Here is a 26555-nt window from a genome sequence, read left to right as displayed (position 1 = left end):
GAATTACAACTTCAGCACACTACAATTCAGCATTCCAAAAGGGCAATGTAGCGATGAATCTTATTGGGGACTGGCATGTGGCTCAATTGAGAGAAGCGGAAGATGAGAAGAAAATTGATTTTGACTGGGATGTCGTACCTATTCCGCATCCTGAAGGAGTGCCGGCTAATACAAGTTTGGCTGCACCTACTTCACTAATGATTAATAAAGAGTCGAAAAATAAAGAAGAAGCGTTCAAGGTTATCGAATATATGACCGGTCCGAAAGGCGCAAAATTGTTTGCTTCGAAAGGCTACTTAACAGGCTATACGAACGATGAGATTAAGAAAACGTATATTGGCGACGGAAGCCGCAAGCCTGAGCATATTAAATACTTCGTTGAGCAAAGGGAATACCCGGAATATCCGTTTCTGCCAGGCGTGAAGAACATTCTTGTAAATGGAGCTTATAAGCAAGAAGGAGAGCTTGCGTTAGTCGGTAAGCAAACTGCTGAAGAGGCGATTCAGAAAATTGCTGAACGTGTGCAGAAGGAATGGGCAGATAAGTACGAATAGGAGTACCAACCTAGCAAATAATCATGTTTTGATCATGGAAATTTTGATAGCAGAACGTCACTTGCACCAAGTGACGTTCTGCTATCAATAAAGGAGCTGAAATAATGAAAACAGCCAAGGCAGTCGTGAGGCGAAATCGGCTCGTGGGTTATACATTTTTATTGCCCAATATAATAGGGTTTCTTATTTTTATTTGTTTTCCGGTGTTTGCATCGTTTTATATGAGCTTTACCGAATGGAACGGTTTTGGAGACATTAAGTTCATAGGTTTGGATAATTACAAAAGGCTGTTGACCGATGAAACGTTTGGTATTTCTTTAGCCAATAGTTTAATTATGACGATTGTATTTGTTCCAGTGACGATCTTGCTGGCTATTGTGTTCGCTTCGATATTAAACAGAGGAGTTAGAGGACTAAAGCTATTTCGTACAGCGATGTTTCTACCCCATATTACAGCGACAATCGCAGTTGCTGTCATTTGGCAGCTGCTATTCAATCCGTCAATGGGTCCGATTAACGGCTTGCTCCGCAGTATCGGCATTGATAATCCTCCTACTTGGCTGGCATCTACGGAATGGGCACTTTTCTCTGTCATTATCGTAAGCATCTGGCATGGTATTGGCTATTATATGGTTCTATTTCTAGCTGGATTGCAAGGCATTCCGAGAGATCTGTATGAAGCTGCTGAAATTGATGGAGCGGGCAAGCTGTCCCAATTCAAAAATGTAACGTTGCCTATGCTGTCACCTATTATATTTTTTACCATTATTATTGCCATTATCAATTCATTCAAAGTGTTTGATCTGATCTATGTCTTAACGCAGGGCGGGCCTGGACGCTCTACCCACGTCCTTGTATTTGACATTTACAATACCGCTTTTAAAAGCTACGAGTACGGATATGCGTCATCGATGGCTTATGTATTGTTCGCGATTATTATGCTTATCACGATCATTCAGTTTAGAGGCCAGAAAAAATGGGTCAATTATTGATTTTTGATAGAAAGGAGACAAACTATGAATAGAATTGCACAAGCATCAACATTGTCTCTGCCCAAGAAACAGAATCATATTATGAAAATCGCTTCAAGAGTATTGCTATATGCCGTACTAATTATTGCAAGCCTTTCGATGGTTATTCCGCTCTTATGGATGGTATCGGCATCATTGAAATCTGAAGCAGAAATATTCAGCTTTCCTATTCAGTGGATTCCCAGTACTTTTCACTGGTCGAATTATGTGAAGGTATGGAGTGAGATTCCCTTCCCTGTGTATTATTTCAATACGATAAAAATCGCCGTAATCACTACGGTGCTGCAAATTATAACGTGTTCATCGGCGGCATACGCCTTTGCGAAGGTGAAGTTTCCGGAGAGAGATAAATTGTTTTTCCTCTATATCGCAACAATGATGATTCCTTATCAAGTGATGATGATCCCGCAGTTCATGCTTATTAAGGAAATTGGATTGATGAATTCACATTGGGCGATCATTTTGTTAGGAGCATTTAGTCCATTCGGCGTTTTCTTGTTCCGTCAGTTTTTTATGGCTATACCGGAAGAGCTATCTGAAGCGGCCCGAATTGATGGTCTTAATGAGTTTGGAATCTATATGCGCATCATCCTTCCACTGACACGACCGGCAATCGCAAGCCTTGTTATTTTTACTTTTATGCATGCTTGGAATGACTTTCTTGCACCGCTAATCTATTTAAGTGATGACAAGCTATTTACACTTCAGCTCGGCATGCAGCACTTTCAATCTGAATTCAGTACTGATTACGGACCACTGATGGCGGCAGCCGTGTCTGCAATTGTTCCTACGATTATCATTTATTTTATTGCACAGGATCATTTCATTGAAGGAATCGCTGCTGGTGCTGTAAAGGGCTAGTATAGGAATGATTAATGGGAAAATACGGTGTCAAGAATGGGGGATGGATCATGAGCAGCAAACAACCCAATTTGCTTTATATATTCGCCGATCAATGGAGAAAACAAGCTGTTGGCTACAGCAATGAGGATCCCGTTCTTACCCCGAATATAGATGAGTTTGCTAGCAATAATCTGATATTCGATCATGCGATCAGCTGTACCCCCCTTTGCTCTCCGCATCGCGCAGCACTTTTGACGGGGAAATATCCGCAGTCTACCGGTGTCTACACCAATTGTAAGATTGGTGCTGACATCATGCTGGGCCCTGAGGAAATTTGCATAGGGGACGTTTTGAAGCAGGCGGGCTACGATACAGGGTATATTGGCAAATGGCATCTGGATCTGCCTGAACTGAACGTAACAACTGAACCGTTATCCGGAGCGAAAGACTGGGATGCGTATACACCACCGGGACCGAAGCGGCATGGCTTCGATTTCTGGTATTCTTACGGAGCCGATGATAACCATCTCACTCCTCATTATTGGAAGGACAGTCATGAGCAAATTAAAGTCAACCAGTGGTCGCTAGAGCATGAGACGGATGTGGCTTTAGATTATCTGCGTAATCATGATAAAGATCGGCCTTTTGCGTTGTTCCTATCTTGGAATCCTCCGCATAGTCCATTTGAGCTTGTTCCGGATAAATATAAGAAGCTGTACGAAAATAGAGAAGTTGTTCTAAGACCGAATGTAAAGGCTGAGCATTTGATGGCACATACCGGCGAGCCGATTGCAGGAGGTATGGATAATCTTCAGCGTTATACACGGGATTACTGGGCCGCTATAACGGGCATGGATGATCAGTTCGCTCGTATCATGAATGACCTTAAGGAACTGGGATTAGAGGAAGATACGATTGTCGTTTTATCTGCCGATCATGGTGAGTTATTGGGCTCTCATGGACTTATGGCCAAGCATTCCTGGCATGAGGAATCGATAGGGATTCCATGTGCGATGCGCTGGAATGGTCATCTTGCTAGCGGGAGAACGGATTTGTTATTTAATAGTGTAGATATTATGCCGACATTATTGGGATTAATGAAGTTGACTGTTCCCGCGAAGGTAGAAGGGACTGATTATTCTCCTGTCTTGCTTAAGCAAGCGGATGTTGAAGTGACATCTGCTTTTATTTCAGCATTCCCTGGACGAAAGGAAGTTATTGAGCATTTTGCTGGTTTAGGGCTCGATAATAAACGATATGGCTGGAGAGGCGTGCGGACGCATCGTTACACCTATGTCATTCACAAAGGCTATGCTCCGGATGAGCCTATAGAGCGACTATTGTATGATAATGTGGAGGACCCCTACCAAGTTAATCCTATTCGAATTATTAATGCGGCCGAGCATGATCTGGCGAAGCAGCTTGAGGCAGAACTCATAAATTGGTTAACAAAAATGAATGATTCGTTTTTATTTTGATTAATACCTTTAACTATCATCTCATCCTATAGTAAAATTCCATTAAGAATTAATCCAATATCATCCATTAACRATGATCAGGGGGAGAATAATCATGGTATGGAAGCAAGCTATTGAGGATGCTGTGAACAAAACAGCAAGAAATATAGAACGGTACGGTGATCAATTTCCCCATGTTAGTATCGATGGTGGAATTAAGTATGAATTAAATGCGAATACAGATTGGACGGATGGATTTTGGTCCGGAATACTGTGGCTTTGCTACGAATATACAGGAAACGAAATGTTTAAAAATGCTGCTCGTCGCACCGTTGAGAGCTTCAAGACGAGACTTGAGCAAAAGGTGGAGCTTGATCATCATGATATCGGCTTCCTATACTCTTTGTCGTCAAAGGCGCAGTGGATGATAGAGAAGGATGAGCCGGCACGTCAATTGACGCTGCAAGCCGCTGATCATCTTATGACCCGTTGGCGTCCAAAAAGCGGGATTATTCAGGCATGGGGTCCCGAAGGTGATGACGTGAATGGCGGGCGAATCATTATTGACTGCTTGCTGAACTTACCATTGCTATATTGGGCTTATGAGCAGACGGGAAATGATGACTACCTGCAGGTGGCGATAAGTCAGGCGAATCAAAGCCAACGTTTCTTAGTTCGGGGCGATGACTCCTCTTACCATACTTTTTATTTCAATCAAGAAACAGGAGACTCTATTCGTGGAGGCACCCATCAAGGTTATTTGGACGGATCGACGTGGACTCGTGGACAGGCATGGGGGATTTATGGCTTTGCGCTATCCTACCGCTATACGAAAAACGCCGCATATCTTAAAACGGCTAAGCGATTAGCGCTCTATTTTCTGCAGCAGCTTCCGGAGGATCATGTAGCTTATTGGGATTTCAATGTACCAGTTGAAGTGAATACACCGAGGGATAGCTCGGCTTCAGCAATTGTTGCTTGCGGTATTATCGAACTGCTCAGCCATTTGGATGCGGATGACAGTGCCCGTGAACAGTTGGAAACGGGATTGCAAAATTCGATGAGCGGATTGGTTAATCATTATTCCACCATCAATGACAACGATGTGGAAGGACTTCTGAAGCATGGATCTTATCATGTTAGAGGGAATTCATCTCCTGATGACTTTGTAATATGGGGCGATTACTATTATTTAGAGGCGTTAATGCGGCTTGAAAAAGGGCATAAAGGCTATTGGTACGAATAAGCGATACGGAGTGGCTTAGGTAAATTAGAAAACCCATAAGCAGGATACTTTGAAAAAAGTAACCCACTTATGGGTTGTTTTGTGTTGATGCGGCTATAAATCATGGAACCATCATGATAAACTTTATAGGAGGAAGAAAGAATGTCTACTTGGAAGCAAGTCGATGTGGAAAGAGAGGAACGATAGAGCACTTATGAGCATACAAGAAATACAAGAAGATGAATGGCTAGCCTTAAATCGAATTGGAAATGGTCAGGACGCCTTATTATTCACTTCTCCGTTCTGCGGAACGTGTAAAGTGGCGGAGCGGATGCTGGAAGTTGTTGCTGCTGCGGATGTTCCTGTAACCATGTACAAAATAAATATAAATTACGCCCCAAAGCTTCGTAATGATTGGAAAATTACAAGTGTGCCATGCCTAGTATTGCTTAAAAATGGTGAACCCGTGCGATACGAATATGCGATGCGATCCGTCGATTATTTGTATAGAATTATGAAAGGCATGAGCTAGGCAAAAAACCACAATCTTGAATGTTGTGGTTTTTCTGCCCAGAATCCTACTCGGATGAAGAAGGGGCAGGTCCCTCCCCTCCTTCAAAAGCAGCTTATATGGACTGATACCAAGGCAATCGGGAAAGCGGCGCAGTAACTTGAATGGAGCATGGACCGATGACCTTACTACCATCGTCTCCCTGCCATGTTCCGACTGGGAACGTGATCGTTCGGCTATACGCATCTTTCTCAACAATTGGAGCAACGAGAATACGATCTCCCAGCATGAATTGATCGTTAATCTGTTCGTAACCACCTTCCGAAAATACATAGGCCATATGTCGAATGATGGGTTCCCCCGTCAGCGCCGCGTGATTCGCCAGACTTAGGATTGTTTGACCAAAGTCTTCATGCAGCTTCGCCGCCTGGATGCAGTATGACAAATGCTCCTCATCCAGTACGCGCCATGGCGCAGTAGAAAATTGCATCATCGGAAATAACGCTGAACATTGGGCGTAACGGACGAACAGCTCTTGATCCAGCTTGTAATTTGGATTATTCTCTACATCGCCAATTTGGCCGCCGCCGATCATATCGGGACAAGTAAAGGCGTAACCGGCAAGCCCTTGCGCCAAGCCGTTTGGTATCAGTGAGGCAAGGCCATCACGATTCCAGCTGTGGTTTTTGTCACCGAGGCGCTGGACGAGCGGAAGGCCGGCGCTTTTCCAACTGGCTCTATATTCGTTAAGTGGATAACGAAGTCCGATTTTTGCCCAAGCTTCACAGTGGCCATTCGGGTGAAGCTGTACAGCACTTTTATCGGACTTGCGGTAAAATTGCGGGTCGCCGGCATCGAATTTAAAACCATCGATATGGTAATCATCCATTAGTATTTTCAACTCGCCGTCATACCACGCAACAGCAGCATCATTTGTGCAATCAAGCACGGCACTGTAACCGTTCCACCATCTGCGAATCGCCGTTTCTCCATGCTCATCCTTCAGTAAATAGCCCATCCGTTCTAAATATCGGAAGTTAGCGGCGTTGTCAGGACTTACAAACGGACATGTCCATAACATCACTTTAAAGCCAAGTTGATGTAATTGTTCTGTCATTGCTTTCGGATCAGGGAAGCGGTCGGCGCGAAACTTCCAGACACCGTAGTCTTCCATCCAGTTGTCGTCAATCATAATAACGCCTGGCGGCATGCCGTTGGCAAGCACACTTTCCGCGTAAGAAAGGACCTTTGCTTGGGTGGGCTCATACTGAAGCTCAATCCATAAATTATACTGTGGAACAGTGAAAAAGAGCTCGTCTGGAATGGAACCGGAAGGTGGAAAGTACGATTTAGATGCGTCTAAGAATGCTTCCTGCAAGTTATCATGATGTTCGCTGAATACCAGTCCTCCATCACTTTCACATTCTACGGTTAGGAGTCCTTCTGTAAAGTTGAAACGAATGGGCTCTTCTGACCAAACATACCGCCCTTTATTCGATACAAGCAACGGCACGGCTTGATTGCCTCTTCCCTCGTGGATCAAATCTCTTCTATGTTCCGCTTGTCCAAAGGGCATAACAATACCGTCATCAATATCTCCTCCCCACCAAAATTCACCTTCAAGCCTTTCAATTTCAAGTCGATTTTGTTTCATCATGCTATTATCTACTCCTTCTATGAAGTGACTTCTACTATTTCGCTAAACACTTTCCTTTAGTTACATGATAGGATACAATCGGGAATAAAATATACTAGGTTTCTTGCGATTTTATTGCACAATATTGCGATTAGGAGGGAATAGACAGATTGAAGTTGACGACTGAGGGCTCGAACCAATATATGATGATGCTAAATGATATTTATCCGTTCAATTTATTTGTTCCGGAAAGCTCCAGCATGACGTTATTTCATCCTCATTGGCATGATAGATGCTTGGAAATCATTTTGTTTTTCGAGGGAACCGGAGAATTGCATATCGGGGGCGTATCCTATACAGCTGTCCCTGGGGACCTGTTTTTACTCGGGGAAGGTCTTATTCACAGCGGGTATGTCATGGATGAGACGCCACAATATTACACGATCTTGCTCGATAGACACCGAATGCTTGGTTCTGATCTGAGCAGTGCCCAGTATAGTGCTCTTCTGACGGGCAAGTTAAACTTACCGACCCTGCTTCAATCTGGTCATGCCCATTATGAAGTGCTGACGAGCATAGTAAAATCCGTGATCGAAGAGTTTGTGAGTCGTGAGCAGGGTTATGAGCCTACTGTTAAAGCACATTTGCAAATTTTACTGATGCAGCTCGCCCGTTTTTACGGTTCTGTGTCAGATGAGAATGATCGCAAGCGAGGAGCCAAACGGTATAAAGTGGAACGATTGAAGGATGTCATTTCATTTGTAGAAGGAAATTATCAAGAGAAGCTAACTGTTGGTCAAGCAGCCAGTATCGCCAAGATGAGCCCTTACCATTTTTGCAGAGTGTTTAAGGATGGGGTTGGCCGTACCTTCAATGAGTATGTGCAGCTGTATCGCGTCGGTAAGGCAGAGGAATTGATTAGAGAAACGGATTTGTCGATCACAAGGATTGCAGAGCTGACAGGCTTCAGCACGATTCATTATTTGGATGAGCTTTTCAAGCGGCATCGTGGCTGTACACCGATGCAGTTCCGCAAGCGGGTATTGCGGTGAAGTAATCTAACGTGCTAGCTTATGCTTCTATAAAATAAACAAACAAAGACTCAGGCTAATTGCTTGAGTTTTTTGCGTTGTGACTGTCGGTGCGATCCGCTAGCTTGCTGAATAAATGCTGAAGCTCATGCTGAGCAAGGGACCCAGAAGCGCACCTCGATAATTTTTTATGTAACTGGTTTAAATACGGTGTTAAATATTGAAGACCTTTAAGATAAATACGGTTTGTTCTAAAGCCTGTGTGTTCTGAAGCCTTATTTTGTTTGTTCTAAAGCGCTATTTCTGGTCGGTCGCTTGATCTACAAAATCTCCGTCCCGCATCCGGTTCACGAATTGCTGCAGCCAGTTGTAGTAGCTGGCTCCGTGGCGCAGCTTATGTAGATCACGAAGGCATTCCTGCCTTTCCTCCTCGGAGGTATCCTCAGCAAGTATAATTTCCGAAAGCTCGGGAATGACCTCGTTAATCGAGCTTAGCATGACATCGATTTCCCGCTGCAGCTTCATCGTGAAAAAGTTGTGAAACGCTACGAAAAAATCAGTTTCCGCTGCATATTGATCCTTTCGGTCCTTCTTTTCTTTCAGCTTAGTGACCATCTTGGAATCCAGTAACGAGCGGATGGCATAGCTCATATTGCTCTTGCTCATATTCATATATTCCTTCATGTCTTCAAGCGTCATTGGCTTATCCTCGAAAAACATAATACCGTACAGCTTGCCGAACGAATGGTTAGCGCCGTACAAATCCATTGTTTGCGCGATGGCTTCTATGATTTGAGCGCGCAGCTCGCTTCGGCGAGGGGAATCCCCTTCTTGAGTCTTCGTAATCATCAGCTTCTTAACACTCCTTTTTTAAAAAAAAGAAATCCCGCATGTGTGTGTGTAGATTTACAACAACTTAAAATGAGGTTGATGATCAGTTAACAATTAAAGGTTACATTGAGTGTACAATAAATTTTGTACAGAAGGCAATTACAAATCCTTAATATGACATTTCAGCCAAACGTAAAAGAAAAATTGAATAGAAGAATACACAGCTGCACCTAAGTAAATTGGATCAGGAGGTTTTCATCATGTCGAGTATAACTTTGAAGTCACTGTCAAAACAATATACGAATGATAAACACACACTAAATAATATTAGCTTGGATATTAAAGACAAAGAGTTTCTGGTGCTGCTCGGACCATCGGGATGTGGAAAATCGACTTTGCTTAGAATGATTGCGGGCATAGAAGACATCACACAAGGTGAAATATGTATTGGGGATGTTTGTGTAAATGAAGTAGAGCCTAAAGATCGCGGGGTAGCGATGGTTTTTCAAAACTATGCTCTATATCCACATATGACGGTATTTGAGAATATGGCCTACGGTTTGAAAATAAAAAAGGTGAAAAAAGCCGAAAGGGAACAACGAATTAAGGCAGCATCGGATATTTTGCAAATCAATCCTTTGTTGAAACGGCTGCCTAGCCAATTATCAGGTGGACAAAAACAGCGCGTAGCAATTGGCAGGGCCATTGTTAAAGAGCCGAAAGTCTTTTTGATGGACGAGCCGTTATCCAACCTGGATGCGATGCTACGAAATGAAATGAGAATTGAAATTAAAAAACTGCATGAGCGCTTAAACGCCACTTTTATTTATGTGACTCATGATCAGGTGGAAGCTGTTACGCTTGGCGATCGAATCGCAATTATGGCAGACGGAAAGTTTCGGCAAATTGGGACTCCCATGGAAATAATCGATAGCCCCGTGGATATGTTCGTCGCTAATTTCATCAGTTCACCTCCAATTAATTACTTAGATGCTGTTCTGGTTGAACGAAATGGGCAAATCGATGCGGATGTAGATGGTGTCTTACTGGAAACAAACCTGCCTATAGAAACCATCTATAACCATCCCAGGGTTGTAGCGGGGATTAGACCTGAGCATTGCTACATCACGGAAGACACCAATAATGCATTAGTCATGGATGTTTTGTTCACTGAAATTATCGGTACGGATGTGTTAGTGCACCTGAAGTATAAGGGGATCAACTTTCTTGTGAAAAAAAGCTTTACTGAAACTTATGCAAGGGGCCAAAAGTTGAACGTGGGGATACATGCAAACCATGTTAAGGTGTTTGACAAAAATACGCAAAAAAATGTAAGGAGCATCCAATGAATGTTCTGATCTCGTTAGATGGTTTGAGTTATAACATCTTTGAACGCTATGCGCAGCATTTTATAAATAATGGATTTTCAAACTGCGAGAAAATGATCACAACCTTCCCTTCCGTTACATTTAATGCTCATGCGACAGCTATAACGGGAAGCAATCACAATAAACATTTCGTATTTGATAATATTGTGGCTCGTTCTAAGACAATGGAAAGAATATCGTTGTATGACGACCATGAGCTCATTTGCAATGAAGCTTTACACAGCCAAACCTTATTTTTTTCTCTGGCAAAGCATGCATTGAAGAGCTGCTGTATCCATTGGCCGTTAACGGCTGGCAACCCTTATATCGATCATTTAGTTACGGAATCAAGCAGTAAAAAAAGGATTGAAGGAATCGCTTCTGTAGATGAAATTGATAACTCAGCACAGCGTGAAACGATGCAGGCGATTGAATCCAGAGCGTATCATTTTATCGCTGCAAGGTTTATCGGTTATGATGCCCTTTCTCATCAATATGGGAAGGACTCAATAGAGGCAGAACGTTGTCTGGGCAGGCTGCTTGAATATATCGATCAAATTGCCGCTTTGTTAAAAGCTTCTGGGCTCCCGTACAACTTGTTTGTATTTTCAGATCATGGACAAAGTGATGTTCAGTCCTTCTTTTATCCGAATGAGATTTTGGCGCAAAGCCGCTGGCGAGAACATTTGTTTAACAAGCAAATCAGATTTGTCGGCGATGGGAGCGGGTCTATGTTGTTTTACAGCTCGCTTAGGCAGGAACAAAACAAAGAAATTATGGACTATTTTAATCGTTTGGCTCAAGTAAATCACTTTCATGAGGTAGAAGATGAGTATAGTTCAGAATTTAAACCTGTCGGCATATTGGATCTGAATCATACGGTATGCGGAGAGGATATCATTGCGCCGGAGCAGCCGAAATACAAGGATATGAAAAGCTTGCACGGGTATCATCCTGCCAATGTCGATGAAATGAATGGATTTATGGTTTGTATCGGTGACCAGATCAAACAAATTGAAAGGATGGAACAACACGATATTGCGTGCATTGCACCTACGATAGCGAAGTTGTTTCAAATTCCTCACCATTGTAGCAGCACGGAAATCAAAGACATCATTAGGGAGCATGAGTAGATGGTCAGGTTAAACAGCAGAAATGTGAAGGACAACCTATGGTCGCTTGCGCTGCTATTGCCAACACTAATTCCATTGGTTGTTTTCTGGATATATCCGATGATCAAGACGTTCCACATCAGCTTTACGGATTGGAACTACATTTCACCCACATTTGAATATGTGAAAATGGGCAACTATCAGGATTTCATGGACGATTCATTTTTTATGAAAGTATTAAAGAATACGCTGGTGTTTACTCTCTTTACAGTGATCCCGCCAATCGTTATAGGGCTGTTCGTGGCTGCTATGCTGAGCAAAATAAAAGCGCTTCGTACCTTCTTTGTGGCTACTATTTTCTCATCATGGATCACACCAACTGTCGTCGTTTCAATGGTATGGGTCAGCATATTTGATAAAGATACGGGCATTATTAATGCCATTTTGAAAGGTGTAGGCATAGCTCCTATTGAATGGCTGGGTGGCGAAACTACCGCTATGATCGTAGTTATCGTCGTAACGGTTTGGCAGTATTTAGGGCTTGCTATCTTGTTGCTTACCTCTGCACTCGCCAAATTAGATCCGGAGGTAGAGAAAGCGAATGATTTGGATGGGGGAAGAGGGCTAAGAAAGTTATTTAAAATTACTTTGCCGGCTATATCTCCGATTCTTATATTTCTGATTATGTTGTTCACCTTGGATTCACTTAAAGCCTATGATCAGATTTATATTTTAACGCAAGGCGGGCCGGCGGGTGCGACCTCGACCATTCTCTACTACTTCTATGTATTAGCTTTTCAGTGGTATGAAACAGGTCCAGCTTCTGCTTTGGCAATTATTTTCCTAGGTATTTGTCTTCTGATCAGTGCCTTATTCTACTTCATAACCAAATTACTAGTTAAGAGATGAGGTGAGGACTTGTACTGGGCAAGATTAAAAAAAGTCATCAATTATGCAGCGTTAACCTTGTTAAGCATCATTATGGTGTTTCCGTTTATTTGGATGTTCTTGATATCTATCAAACCGAAAACAGAGATTTATAGCGGTCATATTTTACCGACAACCTTTCATTTTGAGAATTACATCCGAGTATTTACAGAAACGAAGATGCTGCTTTATTTATGGAACAGTATGTATGTCAGCATAATCATTATTGTTTTTCAAATATTATCAGCTATTTTCGCGGCTTATGTATTCACAGCAATTAAGAAGAAGTGGGTGCAATTTTGTTTCGTGCTTATATTGGCAACCTACATGCTGCCAGCAGCCGTAACTTACATTCCTTCATTTATTCTGATCTCTAAAATGAATCTCTTGGATACTCACATAGGTTATATTTTCAGTGAATTTATAAGCATCTTTGCGATTTTCTTCTTGAGACAAACCTTTGTTCAGGTTCCAAATGATGTGATTCAAGCGGCTAAATTGGATGGGGCAGGGCATTTGAGGCTAATCTTCACCGTGTATATCCCTTATTCCAAAAACGCCATTGCTTCATTAGTATTGATTACATTTATTTATAGCTACAACAACTATATGTGGCCGTCCTTACTAATCAAGACAGAAGAAAATATGTTCGTCACGATTGGCTTGCGAAGATTATTTATGAGTCAAGCAGGCTATGGAATGGATTTTCCTCTAGCAATGGCTGCGTGTGCTGTGTCGCTGCTGCCCTTGTTTATTCTATTGGCGGTTTTTAATAAAAAAATAATTAAGTCAATGGCAAGTCTTTATGTCAACAAATAAGGTGGTGATGTAGCTTAGCTTATTCCAGAGAAATGTCCGTATTTCGTAATTATACCCACAAAATATCTTTCTGAGAGGAAGTATACGATGAATAATCGGAAAAGAACTGTCAAAAGTACAATTTTGTCCGTGATGTGTTCTGCAATAATTTTGACGGGAATAGTCGGCTGCTCGAATAACGCCTCACCGGTAAAGGATACGAATACAGCATCCAAATCCACAGAGAAAACCAAATTGGAGTTCTACTATGGTCTTGGGGGCAAGCTTGGGGAGACAATGAGCAAAATCATTGCAGATTTTAACAGCAGCAATGAAAAGTATGAAATTGTACCAATCGTCCAAGGGAGCTACAGTGAAACATTGCAGGCGCTGCAAGCTTCACTTGCGGCAGGTGCGCCGCCCGCGTTAGCTATTAATGGCTACCCTGAATTTATGAAGCTGGCCAAAAACGATGTTTTGCTTCCATTAGACGAGAATATTAGTCAACCGGAATATAACAAGGACGATATTCTTCTGTTGGAGCAGGGTAAGTATGAGGAGTCGACTCTAGCTGTTCCGGCTTATGTTTCGACGCAAATGATGTATTACCGTAAAGATATTTTCGAGAAATATAACATTGATTACGATTCTCTAGAAAGCTTCGAGCAATTTGCTGAAGCAGCGAAGCTTATTAAGGAGAAAGAAGATATCTTTGGCTGGTCCGTTATGTGGTATGCGGAGCATATGATCGATTATGCACGGTCAGCAGGTGGCGACATCGTCAGCGAAGACGGCAAGACGGTTACGATTGATTCAGAAGAGTGGATATATGCATGGGACCTGATTCGGAAGTTGATTCATGACGATAAAACGATGGAAACGGTGTATGGAGGGAATGGCTGGGAATGGTGGTACAAGACGATTGACAATGTCATGAATGGGAAGTCTGCGGGATACACGGGCTCATCCGGTGATGGTGGCGATCTGGACTTCACGAAAGTGGCAACAGGAATGCAAAAAGGATTTAACGGAAGCAAGCCAAGACCGGTAGCCGTATCTGTTGTGTTCAACCTATTCAAGGATTCCTCGATCGAGCAGCAGAAGGGTGCTTGGGAATTTGTGAAGTTCTTCTCGGAAGCTGATCGAACAGCTTATTGGGCTGTAGAAACAGGCTATATTCCAATTCGGAACAGCGCGGTTGATACTGAAATTTTCCAAAACGAAATGAAGGAAAATCCTTATTTATCGACTCCATTGGAACAAGTAAAAGCGAATGGTATTGCTCCTTATGTAGATCCGACAGGTGGCAAAATCTATGCTGAAATTGAATTAGCGAAGGATAAAGTTCTCATTCAAAATATGCCTGCAGAAAAAGTATTAAAAGAAGCGAAAGCAAAAGCGCAAGAAGAGCTTAATAAAGTTCAAAACAAATAAAAATAACAACTAGGAGAGATGACAAATGAATAACGGTATCGCATTGGCAATTTTTGATTTGGCAGGAACACTTGTAGAGGATAATAACGGAGTGAGAGATTGTCTTTATCAAGCAGCAGTTGATTTTGGCTTAGATGTCACCAGGGATGAAATCAGCACGCATATGGGTACAAACAAAATTCATCTTTATCAATATTTAATTGCTAGAACAAAGGGCAATATCATTGATTTCAAAAACTTCGAAATCGATATCGACGACTCAACGCTTCAGGAAGCGGTCAAGTTATATGAGAAATATACAGAATATATGATTGCTTATTACAAAGAGAATTGCCGCGAGATCGAGGGCGCTACTGAAACACTGAGATGGTGCAAGGAAAACGGAATCAAGGTCGCGACAGGAACAGGCTTTCATAAGGAGATTAATAAGGTCATTATGGATTCGCTGGGCTGGGTAAGAGACGGACTAATTGATTATGCGGTCGATCTAGACATGGTTCCAGAGGGCAAAGGCCGGCCGGCTCCGTTTATGGTTTTCAAAGCGATGGAATATTTGAATGTACAAAATGTTAGACAAGTAATCAAGATCGGTGATACACCTGCGGACATGCTCGAAGGATACAATGCGGGCTGCAAAGCTATCATAGGCGTAACCCAAGGTTCAACTCCAATTGAAGTATGGGGTAAATATTATCATACGCATGTGATTCATACGGTGAAGGAGCTTCCTGAGCTTATCATGTCCGGGAAGGTTGTATAGATGGAGCAACTGGAGAAAACGGCAAGTATCGGCATCGTGCTGCCAAAGCTATTTCCCTTTCAGCAGGACAAGCCTGAGGGGATGATAGCAAGTCTGCTCACGATATTGGAAGACCCCTTCTTTACAGCGGTGGAAGTCTCCTATATCGCTGATCAGAAAGCAAGGGAGCTTGCCAAAACCTATATGCAGTATAGTGGTGTGGACATTCTGTTTAATGGCGGGGATGCTTTTCGAGAGTTGTCTATCAACTTAAGCTCCTTGGACCCCGTCATCAGAAACCAGTCCATTGAGAAATGTTATATGCTGATAGATCATTGCTACGAAATGGATGCTAAGGTTATGCATATCGTAACGGGAAAGTTTGAAGGAGAAGAGACCAAGCAGCAGGGTATTGATGCGTTTATTGATTCGGCCAAGCAGCTGTGCAAGTATGCGAAGGAAAAGGCGGAAACGTATGAGCTTTGTATTTCCGTGGAGATCGGGGATCGGCATATGGATCGCCGCTACTTGCTTGGACCTACCCATGAGGCGGTGAATGTAGCCCGAATCATCGGTAGCGAATATAGTAACTTTGGTCTTTTGCTAGATCAAAGCCATCTCCCCCTTATGGGGGAAGACCCTAATAAATCATTATGGCTTGCTAAGGATTATTTAACACATATTCACATTGGCAACAGCTATATCAAAGATAAACAAAAGAGCTATTTTGGCGATAAGCACCTCCCGTTTGGAGTCAAGGATTCGGAAGTGGGCGTTGCTGAGTTGACAAGCTTTATTGCCACCTTGAATGATATTGATTTTTTCAAAAGGCCAAAGCCAACGAGAAGGCCCGTGATTACATTTGAGGTAGGACGCTTGGGTGATGAACCTGTAGGTCTGGTTCTTGCCAATATAAAACGGACTTTCTATGAAGCGTGGGCCAAAGCATAATATAAGGTTAACAGCGGGGAGTTGAGGTATAAATGAATATTTTAATAACAGGTTACTTTAACGATTATTCGAAGCAAAGAGTTATTCAATCATTTCCGCAGAGCTGGACGATTCAGATCATCGAGCCTCAGCACATTGAGGCGTTCATCGGTGAGGCAGATGTATTGATTCCAGAGCATATCGAGGTGAACGAAGCTCTATTGAAAAAAGCTCATCGTTTGAAGTTTGTTCAAACGGGTGCGGGCTATGATAATGTGGATATTGAAGCTTGTACGGCTAACAACATTTGGGTTAGCAATGCGGCTGGAGTAAATGCCAATGCTGTATCCGAACATATTATGGCGTTCATTCTGAGCTACTATAAGAACATTCCGTTTCTGGATGGTTCCTTGAAGAATGGGGCAGATGAGACGAAGTTGGAGTACGTTGGCGGCGAGCTGATGGGGAAGACAATCGGAACAATCGGCTTTGGCGCAATTGGATCTCGAGTGTCAGAGCTAGCTAAAGCTTTTAAGATGAACGTGCTGGCGTATGATACGAACAAAAATATTCAGAGTGATGATGTTGAAATGGTAGATTTGGACACACTCATTAAAAATTCCGATGTTATTGCGATTAATATTTTTCTGAACGAGTCTACAAGAAATTTAGTGGATAAAACCTTTTTATCTAAAATGAAACCAAATGCGCTGCTTGTGAATACGGCGAGAGGTCCTCTTGTACACGAAGCAGATTTAATTGAAGCTTTAAAAAATAACGTCATCGGTGGAGCTTGTCTGGATGTATTCAGTGTAGAACCGTTAAGTGTTGACAGTGAACTGCGACAATTGAAAAATGTTGTACTTACTCCTCATACAGCAGGTATGCCGGATGGGACGAAGTTTCATGAAACGAGGTATCGTTTCTTTGTTCAGAATATATCAAAAATCCAACAAAATGAACCTCCTTTGAATAACCTGAATATCGTCAAACAGAGTTAAATACTAAACAAACAAGCTGACATCAGTCTCAACCGATGTCAGCTTGTTTATGTTTATAGGCTAAGGCGAATTCCCAGTTTATGCTGAATGGGAATTTGCCTTATTTTATTGTCAGCTGGCGATAAATTTTATTATCTCATTGTTAAATATTCGGCAATGTATTGAAAATCGGTATCTATCAGCTGTATGATGAATACAACACGAATCAATATAAAACAACATGAAAACAGTTTGAATATCAGTAGGAGGGATTGCGATGATTAATAAGGTTTATTTGGACAGAAATAAGATGAAATACAAAGGTAATTTGCATCTGCATACGACTTGGTCGGATGGAGACCTGCCGGCGGCTGAGGTAGTAAAAGCATTTCAAGCAAAGGGCTACCAATTCATTTCTATTAGTGACCATGAAATCTACGCAAGAACGGATGAATTCAACACTGCTGATTTTATTACCCTTCCCGGAATGGAACGAGGAGGATTAAATCCCGTTGAGGATAAAAATCCAGGTTATCATTTCGGTGTTCTTGACGACCCTACTGTAGATTCAGAATTGGACAGATTCGAGCATTTACAACAATTCCCCGTTCCTATTGCTTGGGTAGGGGATCATTCACCGCAATTGCTCATAGATGAGATGCGCGCACATGGTAATTTAGTTGTCTTCAACCATCCGGAATGGCACTTAACTCGTTTTGATGACATGGTGAAATATAATGGATTTTTTGCGATAGAAATTTATAATCACGCCACAGAATGGTCGACAACCAGTTCATATGGAGCGGCTTATTGGGATCATGCACTGCAAAATGGCAAGAGGGTATTTGGCATTGCCTCAGATGATTCCCATGGACATAATCCCAATTGGAAAATGCCTGAATACGGCGGAGGCTGGGTGCAGGTACAGTCCGGGGCCCTAACTCATGTTGATATCGTAAGAAGCTTGAAACAAGGTGACTTCTATTCCAGCAGCGGTCCGGAGATTTACGATCTGCGAGTAGTAGATGGCGAGCTTACGATTGAGTGCTCCCCATGCAAATTTATTATGTTCAAAGCCTTTCCGCAGCGAGGACCGTTTTACGGAAATTTCGAAAGCGGTGAGCCGATGACCAGCGCATCGATGGAGATTGAAGAGGATATGCAGTATATTCGCGTGGAATGTATCGATTTCGAAGGGAAAGTTGCTTGGTCCAACCCGGTGTTCGTATCTGACTTACTACAAGGAGGAGGGCAGGAATGAAATCGAAAATCTATTTGAACGGTAACAAGCGCAAATATAAAGGTAACATCCACACGCATTCCACACGCAGCGACGGGCAGTATGCTCCTGAGGTTGTCATTAAAGCCTATAAGGATAAAGGTTATGATTTTATGTGCTTGAGTGATCATGAAATATATTTCAAATCAGACGCTTATGATGATGAATCATTTATTATGCTCGATGGCTATGAAATGGCTTGTGAAATGAGCTGGCAGAAGGCGGGGCAGCAATATCATGTGCATGGGCTCCTTGATCAATCTTTAGGCTCAACTTGTGAATTCGAGCATGACTAAGAGCATGAAAAGCCGGATTATGAAAGTGTAGACACTATCCAAAGCATGATTGACGAGATGCGGCATAAAGGGAATTTGATTATTATGAACCATCCGGAATGGTCTAGAAACAAAGCAGAGGATTTGATGAAGCTTCAAGGCTATTTTGCGATTGAAATTTATAATCACCAATCGGAGCTCGATGAAGCAGTTGGTTATGGCGTAGGCCATTGGGATCAATTGTTGAAAAACGGGCGCAAAGTGTACGGTGTCGCTGCGGATGATGCACATGGCGGGCAAATTGATGCTGCAATTTCGGAGTTCTTCGGCGGCTGGATTTGTGTAGAAGCAGAAAATCTACAGCAGCAGTCTATTATTACCACTCTTAAACAAGGCGAGTTCTATTCTTCCAATGGTCCGGAAATTTATGACCTGCGTGTGGAGGACGGTCTTTTGAAAATAGAATGCTCCCCAGTGAAGTTTATTAAATTTATCACGCATCCATTTAATGGCCGCACTTTATACAATAAAGACGCTTCTCCTATTACTAGCGGAATGTACAGGGTAGATGGAAAAGAACAATATATTCGTGTGGAATGCGTTGACTTTGAAGGGAATGTCGCTTGGTCAAATCCTATTTTCCCTGATGAATTGCAGTAGATATAAGAAGCATGAAGAAGGAAGTGAGAAGATCATGAAAGTAAAAGGCATTATATTCGATTGGGCAGGAACGACTGTGGACTATGGATGCATGGCACCAGTGCATGTGTTCTTTGATATATTCAGAGGAATCGGCATTGAGCCGACTATGGATGAAGTGCGGGCTCCGATGGGGTGCTTGAAGTGGGATCATATTAAGCAGATGCTGGAGATGCCGCGTATCGGAAGGCTGTTTCAGGAGAAGATGGGACGCCCATTCAATGACAACGATGTGGATGCTTTACATGATGCCTTTGAGCCAAAGCTGCTTGAAATTTTGAATCGTTTTGCTGAGCCGATCGAGCATGTCGTGGATACCGTAGAGCAGCTTCGGCAGCTGGGGTTAAAAATTGGCGGCACCACGGGCTATAACGATAAAATGATGCAAATTATCGCCAGCAAAGCGAAGGAGAACGGCTACGCGCCGGATTACTGGTTGACGCCTGATTCTGTGAAGGGTAAAGGTCGGCCGTTTCCTTATATGATATACGCCAATATCCTTGAACTGGATATGGGAATGCCTGCTCAAATTATTAAAGTTGGAGATACGGAGTCGGATATGCTGGAGGCGAGAAATGCCGGAGTATGGGCGGTCGGCATCGTTAAAGGCAGTTCGATGTTAGGGTTAACGCAGGATGAGGCTAATGAAATGGAACCAGAAACGCTTAAGCAGCAAATAGAGGCTGCAAAGCAGCGGTTTATCGCATGCGGAGCACATTATGCCATAGAGAATATGTCCGAGCTGAAGGGTATCATTGAAGCTGTCAACAACCATATGGCGGGAGGAGACAGACCTTAATGGAAATAAAGTCTTTTCAGAGAACTGAGGGGGATATTAATTTATCCGAGAAACGCCAGCAATGGCAGGATGCGAATTTAAGCCGCGAGACAAAAGATATTTTAGATGAGGACAGCCGCTATTTTCTGCATCAATCGATGTCGACCCCCTGCCTAAATGTCATTACGGATGCGGAGGGCATTTATTTGATCGATCACGATGGACGCAAGTATATGGACTTCCACGGCAACAGCGTGCATCAGGTCGGTTATAAGAATAGCTACGTCATAGACGCGGTAAAAAAACAGCTGGATGAACTGCCCTTTTTGCCTCGGCGTTATACAAGTCCGATTGCCGTTCGGCTGGCTCGGAAGCTGGATGAGCTAGCCCCTGGCGATCTGAACAAAGTATTATTCACGCCAGGCGGCACAAGCGCTATCGGAGTTGCAATGAAGCTTGTCCGTAAAGCAACGGGTAAATTCAAGACGATATCGACCTGGGATTCTTTCCATGGGGCTGGCTTAGATACCATTTCAGTGGGAGGAGAAGGTGTCTTTCGAAATGGTATGGGGCCTTTGCTGCCAGGAACGGAGCATATGATGCCATACAATTCCTATCGCAGCTTCTTCGGAGACTCTGATAGGGATGGTACAAAATATTTGGATTACTTGGAATATATGCTGAAGCGGGAGACTGATATTGGTGCTGTAATCATGGAGCCGATACGCAGCACGGACGTTCAAATACCTCCAAAAGCTTACTTTCAGAGATTGCGTCAATTGTGCGATCAATATGGCGTGTTGCTTGTGCTGGACGAAATTCCTACGGCGTTTGGCAGAACGGGCAAAATGTTTGTTCATGAGCATTACGATATCGTTCCTGACATTGTAGTTATTGGCAAAGGATTTGGAGGCGGGGTATTTCCGATGGCGGGCATTATTGCGCGTGAAGGTCTTGATGTGGCACAGGATATTTCTCTCGGACATTATACGCATGAGAAGAGCTCTGTCGGCTGCGCGGCAGCTTTGGCGACAATCGAATACATTGAGAATAACGGTCTGCTTGAGCACGCTGTACAAATAGGCTTATATCTAGAGCGGCGGCTTACTGAAATGAAGGATAAACATGAGGTTATTGGTGATGTCCGTATTATTGGCATGCTCGCTGCTATTGAGCTAGTAACCGACCGCCGAACGAAAGAAGAAGCGACAGAGGGCGCCGAAAAGGTTATGTACCTCTGCATGGAGCAGGGGCTAAGCTTTAAAGTGTCAAATGGCAACGTATTAACGTTAGTACCGCCATTAATTACAATGCAGGAACAAATCGAAGAAGCTCTGCAAATCATCGAATCCGCAATTTCTCAAGTATTCCCCCACTAATACAACATTATTTATATATGAAACAACAACAAAACAATTTATTAACGTGTATTTAATCCTCCTTTTACAATTGCCAATTATACTCTTATTGTACGAGATACTTACTTATTAGAAGTATAGAGAGTAGGAGGAGGATTCAAAGAAATGAAGAAGCTTACGTCTACAGCATTAAGTGTGATTATCAGCGTTGGCTTATTAGCAGGATGCGGTTCAAATAACAATTCAGACAGCGGGCAGGCAAGTGTAAACGGCACAGATAAAGAGGCAAAGCCAAAGGTTGTTACCATTTCTGTGCGTGAGAATACTTGGGGTGCGCGTAAAGACAATTTTATTGAAGCGGAGAAGCGCCTGAACGATGAACTGAAGGCAGAAAATGTCCAGGTAAAAATCGACTGGTGGCCGGGAATTGGTGATGATGAGCTTATTCTTCAATCACAAGCGGGCAAAACTGCGGATATTTTCATAAACTCCAGCGTGGATATCGGATGGCAGCGGGATGCTGCATTGATTCGTGATATCGATTGGGTTCAAAACTCGGAAGTGTTTAAGAATGTCCCTGAATCTTACACGGACATTATGAAATACGATGGACATTATTATGGCGTCATTCAAGATATGGATGCTTCCCCTGTATTCATTAGCCGCAAAGCGCTTCAAGGCTTGGGGTGGACGAAAGAGCAAATGGATGGTTTAAAGGGTCGCGTGGATAGCGGAGACTTTACCTTCACGGATCTCGTCAACTTGGCAGACGAAGCGAAAAAGCAGAAGCTGGTCAAAGTTGGCTTTGCGGTAGAAGACACTAGGTTTGAGGGCTGGAATTACGCATTTGGCAATTACAACTACAACGCGGAACAAAATAAAATGGTGCTAGCGCCTCAAGCTAAAGAGGTATACGCCTTCTGGTCCGATGCCGTGAAACGCGGAGTTATTAATGAAGGCATAGGTGATGTGGATACGGATAAAGCAGCTCCGATGTTTGTAAAAGGAGAAATTTTCGCGGAATTCGCTCGTACCGAATTTTATCAGATGATGCGTGAAGCTAACGGGATGAAGGATGACATCGAAGGCTATAACACGTGGTTTAATGAGAACGTAGTTTGGATTCCTGTCCCCTCTGCCACAAAAGGCGGCAAGCCGGTTTCTTATGGCAATCCAGCTATGATCTACGTAGGACCGACAGTAGACGATTCTGAAATGCCGTATGTACAAAAACTAATTGAGCATGTTATGGCTCTATCGGTGAGGGAGAATATTGCATTTCCGCTCAGAGAAAGAAAGGTTCCTAAGAAAGAAGCCTATGAGCAAGCAAAAGAGGTTAGTAAAATCGTGCAAATCGATCATTTGCTTGACCGTAAGCCTGCCCAGCTATCAGGCGGACAGCAGCAGCGTGTAGCGATGGCTCGCGCTCTGGCGAAAAATCCGCAAATTTTGCTGCTGGACGAGCCCATGTCCAATTTGGATGCGCGATTAAAATTGGATGTGCGTGATGAAATTCGTAAATTGCAGAGGGCCTGGGGAGTTACGACGATTATTGTTACCCACGACCAAGAGGAGGCACTTGCGATTTCCGATCGCGTTGCAATCTTGAATGGAGGCAGAATTCAGCAATACGCGCCGCCCAATGAGCTGTTTAATCACCCTATTAATCTATTCGTAGCAAGCTTTCTAGGCAATCCTCCTATGAACCTGATAAAGGGGACACTTACAGAAAAAGCAGGCGAACAGGTTGTTGTAACTAATGCCTTTGAGTATACCCTTCCAGAGCACCGGAGGCTGGAAAGTGAGCATATGGAGAAGTCAGTCCAGCTTGGCATCAGACCGCATGATATCGTCCTTTGCGATACTTCGGACAAGCAAGCCATCCGGATGAAAGTGGATTTGGTCGAGCATCTAGGCAGCGGAAAGCTGGTGAAGGCCACCGATCCGAAGGGACACCTTGAATCCATGATTCGACTGCTGACTGACAATGAAACAGAAATAAATGCTGGTGATACCATTTCTCTTAAAATAAAGGACAGTAAGTTTCATCTATTTGATATGACTGCAAATGGGAATAACTTATTGCAGTATCGTTGATGTTCAGTGGGCCGGCTATGAACGGACACTATTATTAATCCTCAACTTTGATATAATTGTTCATAAAAAAGGAGGAAGCATAGTGTCACTGGCGGGCGAAGAGAGAAAAAAGAGTATTATGGCTCTACTCAACGAAAAAGGCAAAGTGAGTGCGAGTGAGCTTTCTTTGCTTTTTGAGGTGACAACAGAGACGATCCGCAGGGATCTTGATGAGCTTGAGAAAGAAAATAAATTAAAAAAAGTGTATGGCGGTGCGGTTAAATTCAAGGTTGAGGTGGAACCCGCCCATTACGAGAGAGAGTTTATTCATGCAGAGGCCAAGCGCAAAATCGGGGCATTGGCTGCGGAGCTAATTGAGGACAATGATGTCATTGTGATTGATGAAGGCAGCACTGCGCTGCAGATCATTCACTGTTTGGAAAGCAAGAGCAATTTAACGATACTAACGAGCTCCATACCGGCACTTATGCTGTTAATCGAACATCATAAACGCGGCACCTTCGACGGTAAAATTATTTTTATAGGCGGAGAAGTAAATGCGAAGCATCTGCGTGTATCAGGTGCGATTGCCGAGAAAATTATGGAGGATTTCTATGTAAATAAATCCTTCATTTCTGTTGATGGCGTCTCTTTGGAGAATGGTATTACCAGCTATGATTACGACAGAGCTGTCTTCACGAAGAAGTTAATGCAATGCTCCGAGACGACCATAGTATTGGCAGATAGTTCTAAAGTCATTAAACGAACAGTAGCCAAAATTGCCGACTTAAAAGATGTGCATATCATCGTATCCGATCAATCCCCGCCAAAAGAGTGGGCTGCAGCGCTTAAGAAAAAGAATGTGAGATGGATTAGTTCGCAATAGAAGAATCATAAAACCCTAACGTTGAATTGGGTTTTTAATCAGGCTGCTTGCTCAAGGATCAAAGTATGTCACTTTGATCCTTGAGCCAAGCGGTCTATTCTATTAAGATTATAAAATGTAGTGAGTATTTACCATACGAAGCAGAGTGGCATCCATGATAAGCCGTGGTATAATAAAGCCGGTAGAGGAGGGGACATGATGATTTATGGTAAATTTTATAAGAAATATATAAAGAATAATTTATTTATGAAGATAATTTTACTATTTTCCGCTATCACTATTGTTACTATTATTACATTTTCTTATCTAATGTACCTATCTATGTCGGAAGCGGCTCTCCAGAGACAACTGGACATTCAAAGGCGGGCAATCGATAGTGTGAGCACCTACATGAGCCAAAAATATGATTCGGTACAAACGATGATGATGAATATGTACAGGGACGAGGAATTGTCGTTCAATATGGCTTATCTGATGGAGAACCCTTATCCCGATTATGTCAAACATAGATTGAATAGATATTATAGCGAAAATAGTTCTTCCGCTGATGTAGTGCAGTTTTTCAAAAACCAGATGGAGGACGATCAAGATATCCAAAGTCTGATCCTATACAGTGCAGATCAGCAGCATTTGTATACCTACAATCATTACAAACAGTTTAAAATAACTTCAGCCAATGCAGCCAGGTCCTTAATTCCGGAAGCGATGTATTTGGAGAATGGCTCTAATGTTTCTGTTCCTAATGTCTGGCTAATGAAAGCGCTGCAAATTCCGGATACACCGCTATTCTCCGTTCAGGTACCCATTAACAATAAGGAGTCTCTCCGTAATATAGGTCAGCTGCTTGTATATTTCGAAACAGATAAAATTCACGAAAGCCTTTCTAATTATGAAGATAGCATTATGGGCTCTATTATTGTGCTTTCGGCGAAAGGTGATGTTCTTTTTGATTCGACAAATACCTATTATGGTAAGAAATATCCCTATCTCGAACAGGTCAACTCGCACTACAATGATGAGGAAAACGATGGTGATATGATTTTTAGTAAGCAGACCAACAGCCAGGGAGGGTTCACGGTTCTTAGCGCGGTTACGAAAAGCGAGCTGAACGACTCGTACAAGGGAGTACGAACGACCATTCTGACCATAAGTCTAATTTGCATTATTTTCGCTATATTAATTCCTGCTCTGTTCATTAGTAATTTTGCCAAAAGGACACAAAAAATTATTCGTTTTACTCGCAAAGTAAGACAGGGCGACTTAACCGTTCGTATAGATGATGTGAAGGAAGACGAGCTTGGTCAAATTGCCAAAAGCTTTAATGATATGCTGGAAGAGCTTAATGAGTATATCGGACGAGTATATAAGGCGGAAATTAAGCAAAAGCATACGGAGCTAGCCGCTTTGGAAGCAAGAGTTAATCCCCACTTTCTATACAATACGTTAGAGGTTATTAGAATGAGGGCAGTCTCACAGGGTGCCGGCGACGTTGGAGAGATGATATACAGTTTGTCAGTTTTGTTCAAAAGTTATGTGAAGAAAAAAGAAAATTATACGATGCAAGACGAGCTGGAAGCCTGTCGATTATATTTGGAACTATTCCGAATCCGTTATAAAGATAGAATTTCTTATACAGTGAAGTGCGAGTCAGCGCTAAAAGGTAAAGAAGTATTAAAGATGTCGCTGCAGCCTGTTATAGAAAACTATATTTTGCATGGGCTTCGAACAGATCGTACTGACAACCAGATTGATATTGATGTAACTTTTAATGGGGCATCTATACTAGTGAGTGTAACAG

At 42.7% G+C, this 26555-nt stretch carries 25 protein-coding genes; 23 read left to right on the top strand and 2 right to left on the bottom strand.

The features are described from left to right. The 6 genes from AC1DWN_RS10055 to AC1DWN_RS10030 form a co-directional block, all read left to right on the top strand. A partial coding sequence (locus AC1DWN_RS10055; RefSeq protein ID WP_477558763.1) for an extracellular solute-binding protein occupies positions 1-554 on the top strand: 554 nt, incomplete at its 5' end. Positions 555-658: 104 nt separating this feature from the next. Then, positions 659-1546, top strand: a complete 888-nt coding sequence (locus AC1DWN_RS10050) for an ABC transporter permease subunit (protein ID WP_475811056.1) — start codon at positions 659-661, stop codon at positions 1544-1546. A 24-nt stretch (positions 1547-1570) separates the two neighbouring features. Next, on the top strand, positions 1571-2446 hold the full coding sequence (locus tag AC1DWN_RS10045) for a carbohydrate ABC transporter permease (RefSeq protein ID WP_477558762.1): 876 nt from the start codon (positions 1571-1573) through the stop codon (positions 2444-2446). 50 nt (positions 2447-2496) lie between these two features. Then, positions 2497-3906: a sulfatase family protein gene (locus AC1DWN_RS10040; protein WP_477558761.1), complete on the top strand. Its 1410-nt coding sequence runs from the start codon at positions 2497-2499 to the stop codon at positions 3904-3906. A gap of 94 nt (positions 3907-4000) precedes the next feature. Continuing rightward, entirely contained in the window at positions 4001-5131 is a 1131-nt protein-coding gene (locus tag AC1DWN_RS10035) for a glycoside hydrolase family 88 protein (protein ID WP_477558760.1), read from the top strand. A gap of 163 nt (positions 5132-5294) precedes the next feature. Continuing rightward, the gene (locus AC1DWN_RS10030; RefSeq protein WP_477558759.1) at positions 5295-5642 is read left to right on the top strand and encodes a thioredoxin family protein; all 348 of its coding nucleotides are present in this window, start codon (positions 5295-5297) and stop codon (positions 5640-5642) included. 94 nt (positions 5643-5736) lie between these two features. On the opposite strand, the gene AC1DWN_RS10025 is transcribed toward AC1DWN_RS10030, so the two are convergent. Next, positions 5737-7278 carry a glycoside hydrolase family 31 protein gene (locus tag AC1DWN_RS10025; protein WP_477558758.1) on the bottom strand — a complete coding sequence of 514 codons (1542 nt, stop codon included), beginning with the start codon at positions 7276-7278 and terminating at the stop codon, positions 5737-5739. 149 nt (positions 7279-7427) lie between these two features. Between AC1DWN_RS10025 and AC1DWN_RS10020 the strand changes: the two genes are divergently transcribed. After that, complete coding sequence (locus tag AC1DWN_RS10020; protein ID WP_477558757.1) at positions 7428-8309, top strand: helix-turn-helix domain-containing protein; 882 nt, start codon at positions 7428-7430, stop codon at positions 8307-8309. Between the two features lie 276 nt (positions 8310-8585). Here AC1DWN_RS10020 and AC1DWN_RS10015 read toward each other — a convergent pair whose 3' ends face one another. Beyond that, complete coding sequence (locus tag AC1DWN_RS10015; RefSeq protein WP_477558756.1) at positions 8586-9137, bottom strand: GbsR/MarR family transcriptional regulator; 552 nt, start codon at positions 9135-9137, stop codon at positions 8586-8588. Positions 9138-9379: 242 nt separating this feature from the next. On the opposite strand from AC1DWN_RS10015, the gene AC1DWN_RS10010 reads away from it, so the two are divergent. The 16 genes from AC1DWN_RS10010 to AC1DWN_RS09935 form a co-directional block, all read left to right on the top strand. Next, complete coding sequence (locus AC1DWN_RS10010) at positions 9380-10468, top strand: ABC transporter ATP-binding protein (protein WP_477558755.1); 1089 nt, start codon at positions 9380-9382, stop codon at positions 10466-10468. After that, positions 10465-11619, top strand: coding sequence for an alkaline phosphatase family protein (locus AC1DWN_RS10005; protein ID WP_477558754.1), 1155 nt, complete (start codon positions 10465-10467; stop codon positions 11617-11619). The genes AC1DWN_RS10010 and AC1DWN_RS10005 overlap by 4 nt, the downstream gene beginning before the upstream one ends. Further along, positions 11620-12507 (top strand): carbohydrate ABC transporter permease, encoded by an 888-nt coding sequence (locus tag AC1DWN_RS10000; RefSeq protein WP_477558753.1) that lies wholly within the window; start codon positions 11620-11622, stop codon positions 12505-12507. Positions 12508-12516: 9 nt separating this feature from the next. Then, complete coding sequence (locus tag AC1DWN_RS09995) at positions 12517-13344, top strand: carbohydrate ABC transporter permease (protein ID WP_477558752.1); 828 nt, start codon at positions 12517-12519, stop codon at positions 13342-13344. 87 nt (positions 13345-13431) lie between these two features. Then, the gene (locus tag AC1DWN_RS09990) at positions 13432-14757 is read left to right on the top strand and encodes an extracellular solute-binding protein (protein WP_477558751.1); all 1326 of its coding nucleotides are present in this window, start codon (positions 13432-13434) and stop codon (positions 14755-14757) included. A 25-nt stretch (positions 14758-14782) separates the two neighbouring features. Beyond that, on the top strand, positions 14783-15517 hold the full coding sequence (locus AC1DWN_RS09985) for an HAD hydrolase-like protein (protein WP_477558750.1): 735 nt from the start codon (positions 14783-14785) through the stop codon (positions 15515-15517). Next, positions 15518-16447 (top strand): sugar phosphate isomerase/epimerase family protein, encoded by a 930-nt coding sequence (locus tag AC1DWN_RS09980; protein WP_477558749.1) that lies wholly within the window; start codon positions 15518-15520, stop codon positions 16445-16447. A gap of 32 nt (positions 16448-16479) precedes the next feature. After that, a complete protein-coding gene (locus tag AC1DWN_RS09975; RefSeq protein WP_477558748.1) occupies positions 16480-17427 on the top strand; it encodes an NAD(P)-dependent oxidoreductase in 948 nt (315 codons plus the stop codon). Positions 17428-17683: 256 nt separating this feature from the next. Next, positions 17684-18667 (top strand): PHP domain-containing protein, encoded by a 984-nt coding sequence (locus AC1DWN_RS09970; RefSeq protein ID WP_477558747.1) that lies wholly within the window; start codon positions 17684-17686, stop codon positions 18665-18667. Beyond that, positions 18664-18981, top strand: a complete 318-nt coding sequence (locus AC1DWN_RS09965; RefSeq protein ID WP_477558746.1) for a PHP domain-containing protein — start codon at positions 18664-18666, stop codon at positions 18979-18981. Before AC1DWN_RS09970 ends, AC1DWN_RS09965 begins: the two co-directional genes overlap by 4 nt. Before the next feature lie 57 nt (positions 18982-19038). Then, complete coding sequence (locus AC1DWN_RS09960; protein WP_477558745.1) at positions 19039-19620, top strand: CehA/McbA family metallohydrolase domain-containing protein; 582 nt, start codon at positions 19039-19041, stop codon at positions 19618-19620. A gap of 34 nt (positions 19621-19654) precedes the next feature. Next, positions 19655-20458 (top strand): phosphonoacetaldehyde hydrolase, encoded by an 804-nt coding sequence (gene phnX / locus AC1DWN_RS09955; protein ID WP_477558744.1) that lies wholly within the window; start codon positions 19655-19657, stop codon positions 20456-20458. Next, positions 20458-21816, top strand: coding sequence for an aspartate aminotransferase family protein (locus tag AC1DWN_RS09950; RefSeq protein ID WP_477558743.1), 1359 nt, complete (start codon positions 20458-20460; stop codon positions 21814-21816). Before phnX ends, AC1DWN_RS09950 begins: the two co-directional genes overlap by 1 nt. Positions 21817-21960: 144 nt before the next feature. Then, on the top strand, positions 21961-23892 hold the full coding sequence (locus AC1DWN_RS09945) for an ATP-binding cassette domain-containing protein (protein ID WP_477558742.1): 1932 nt from the start codon (positions 21961-21963) through the stop codon (positions 23890-23892). Positions 23893-23974: 82 nt separating this feature from the next. After that, positions 23975-24757: a DeoR/GlpR family DNA-binding transcription regulator gene (locus AC1DWN_RS09940; RefSeq protein ID WP_477558741.1), complete on the top strand. Its 783-nt coding sequence runs from the start codon at positions 23975-23977 to the stop codon at positions 24755-24757. 195 nt (positions 24758-24952) lie between these two features. Next, positions 24953-26555, top strand: a 1603-nt coding sequence (locus AC1DWN_RS09935; RefSeq protein WP_477558740.1) for a sensor histidine kinase, incomplete at its 3' end; no start/stop codon positions are given.

Source organism: Paenibacillus sp. P4_A7 (assembly GCF_056402455.1).
Note: the sequence above shows the minus strand (reverse complement) of the source record. Positions and strands in the feature narration are given on the sequence as shown.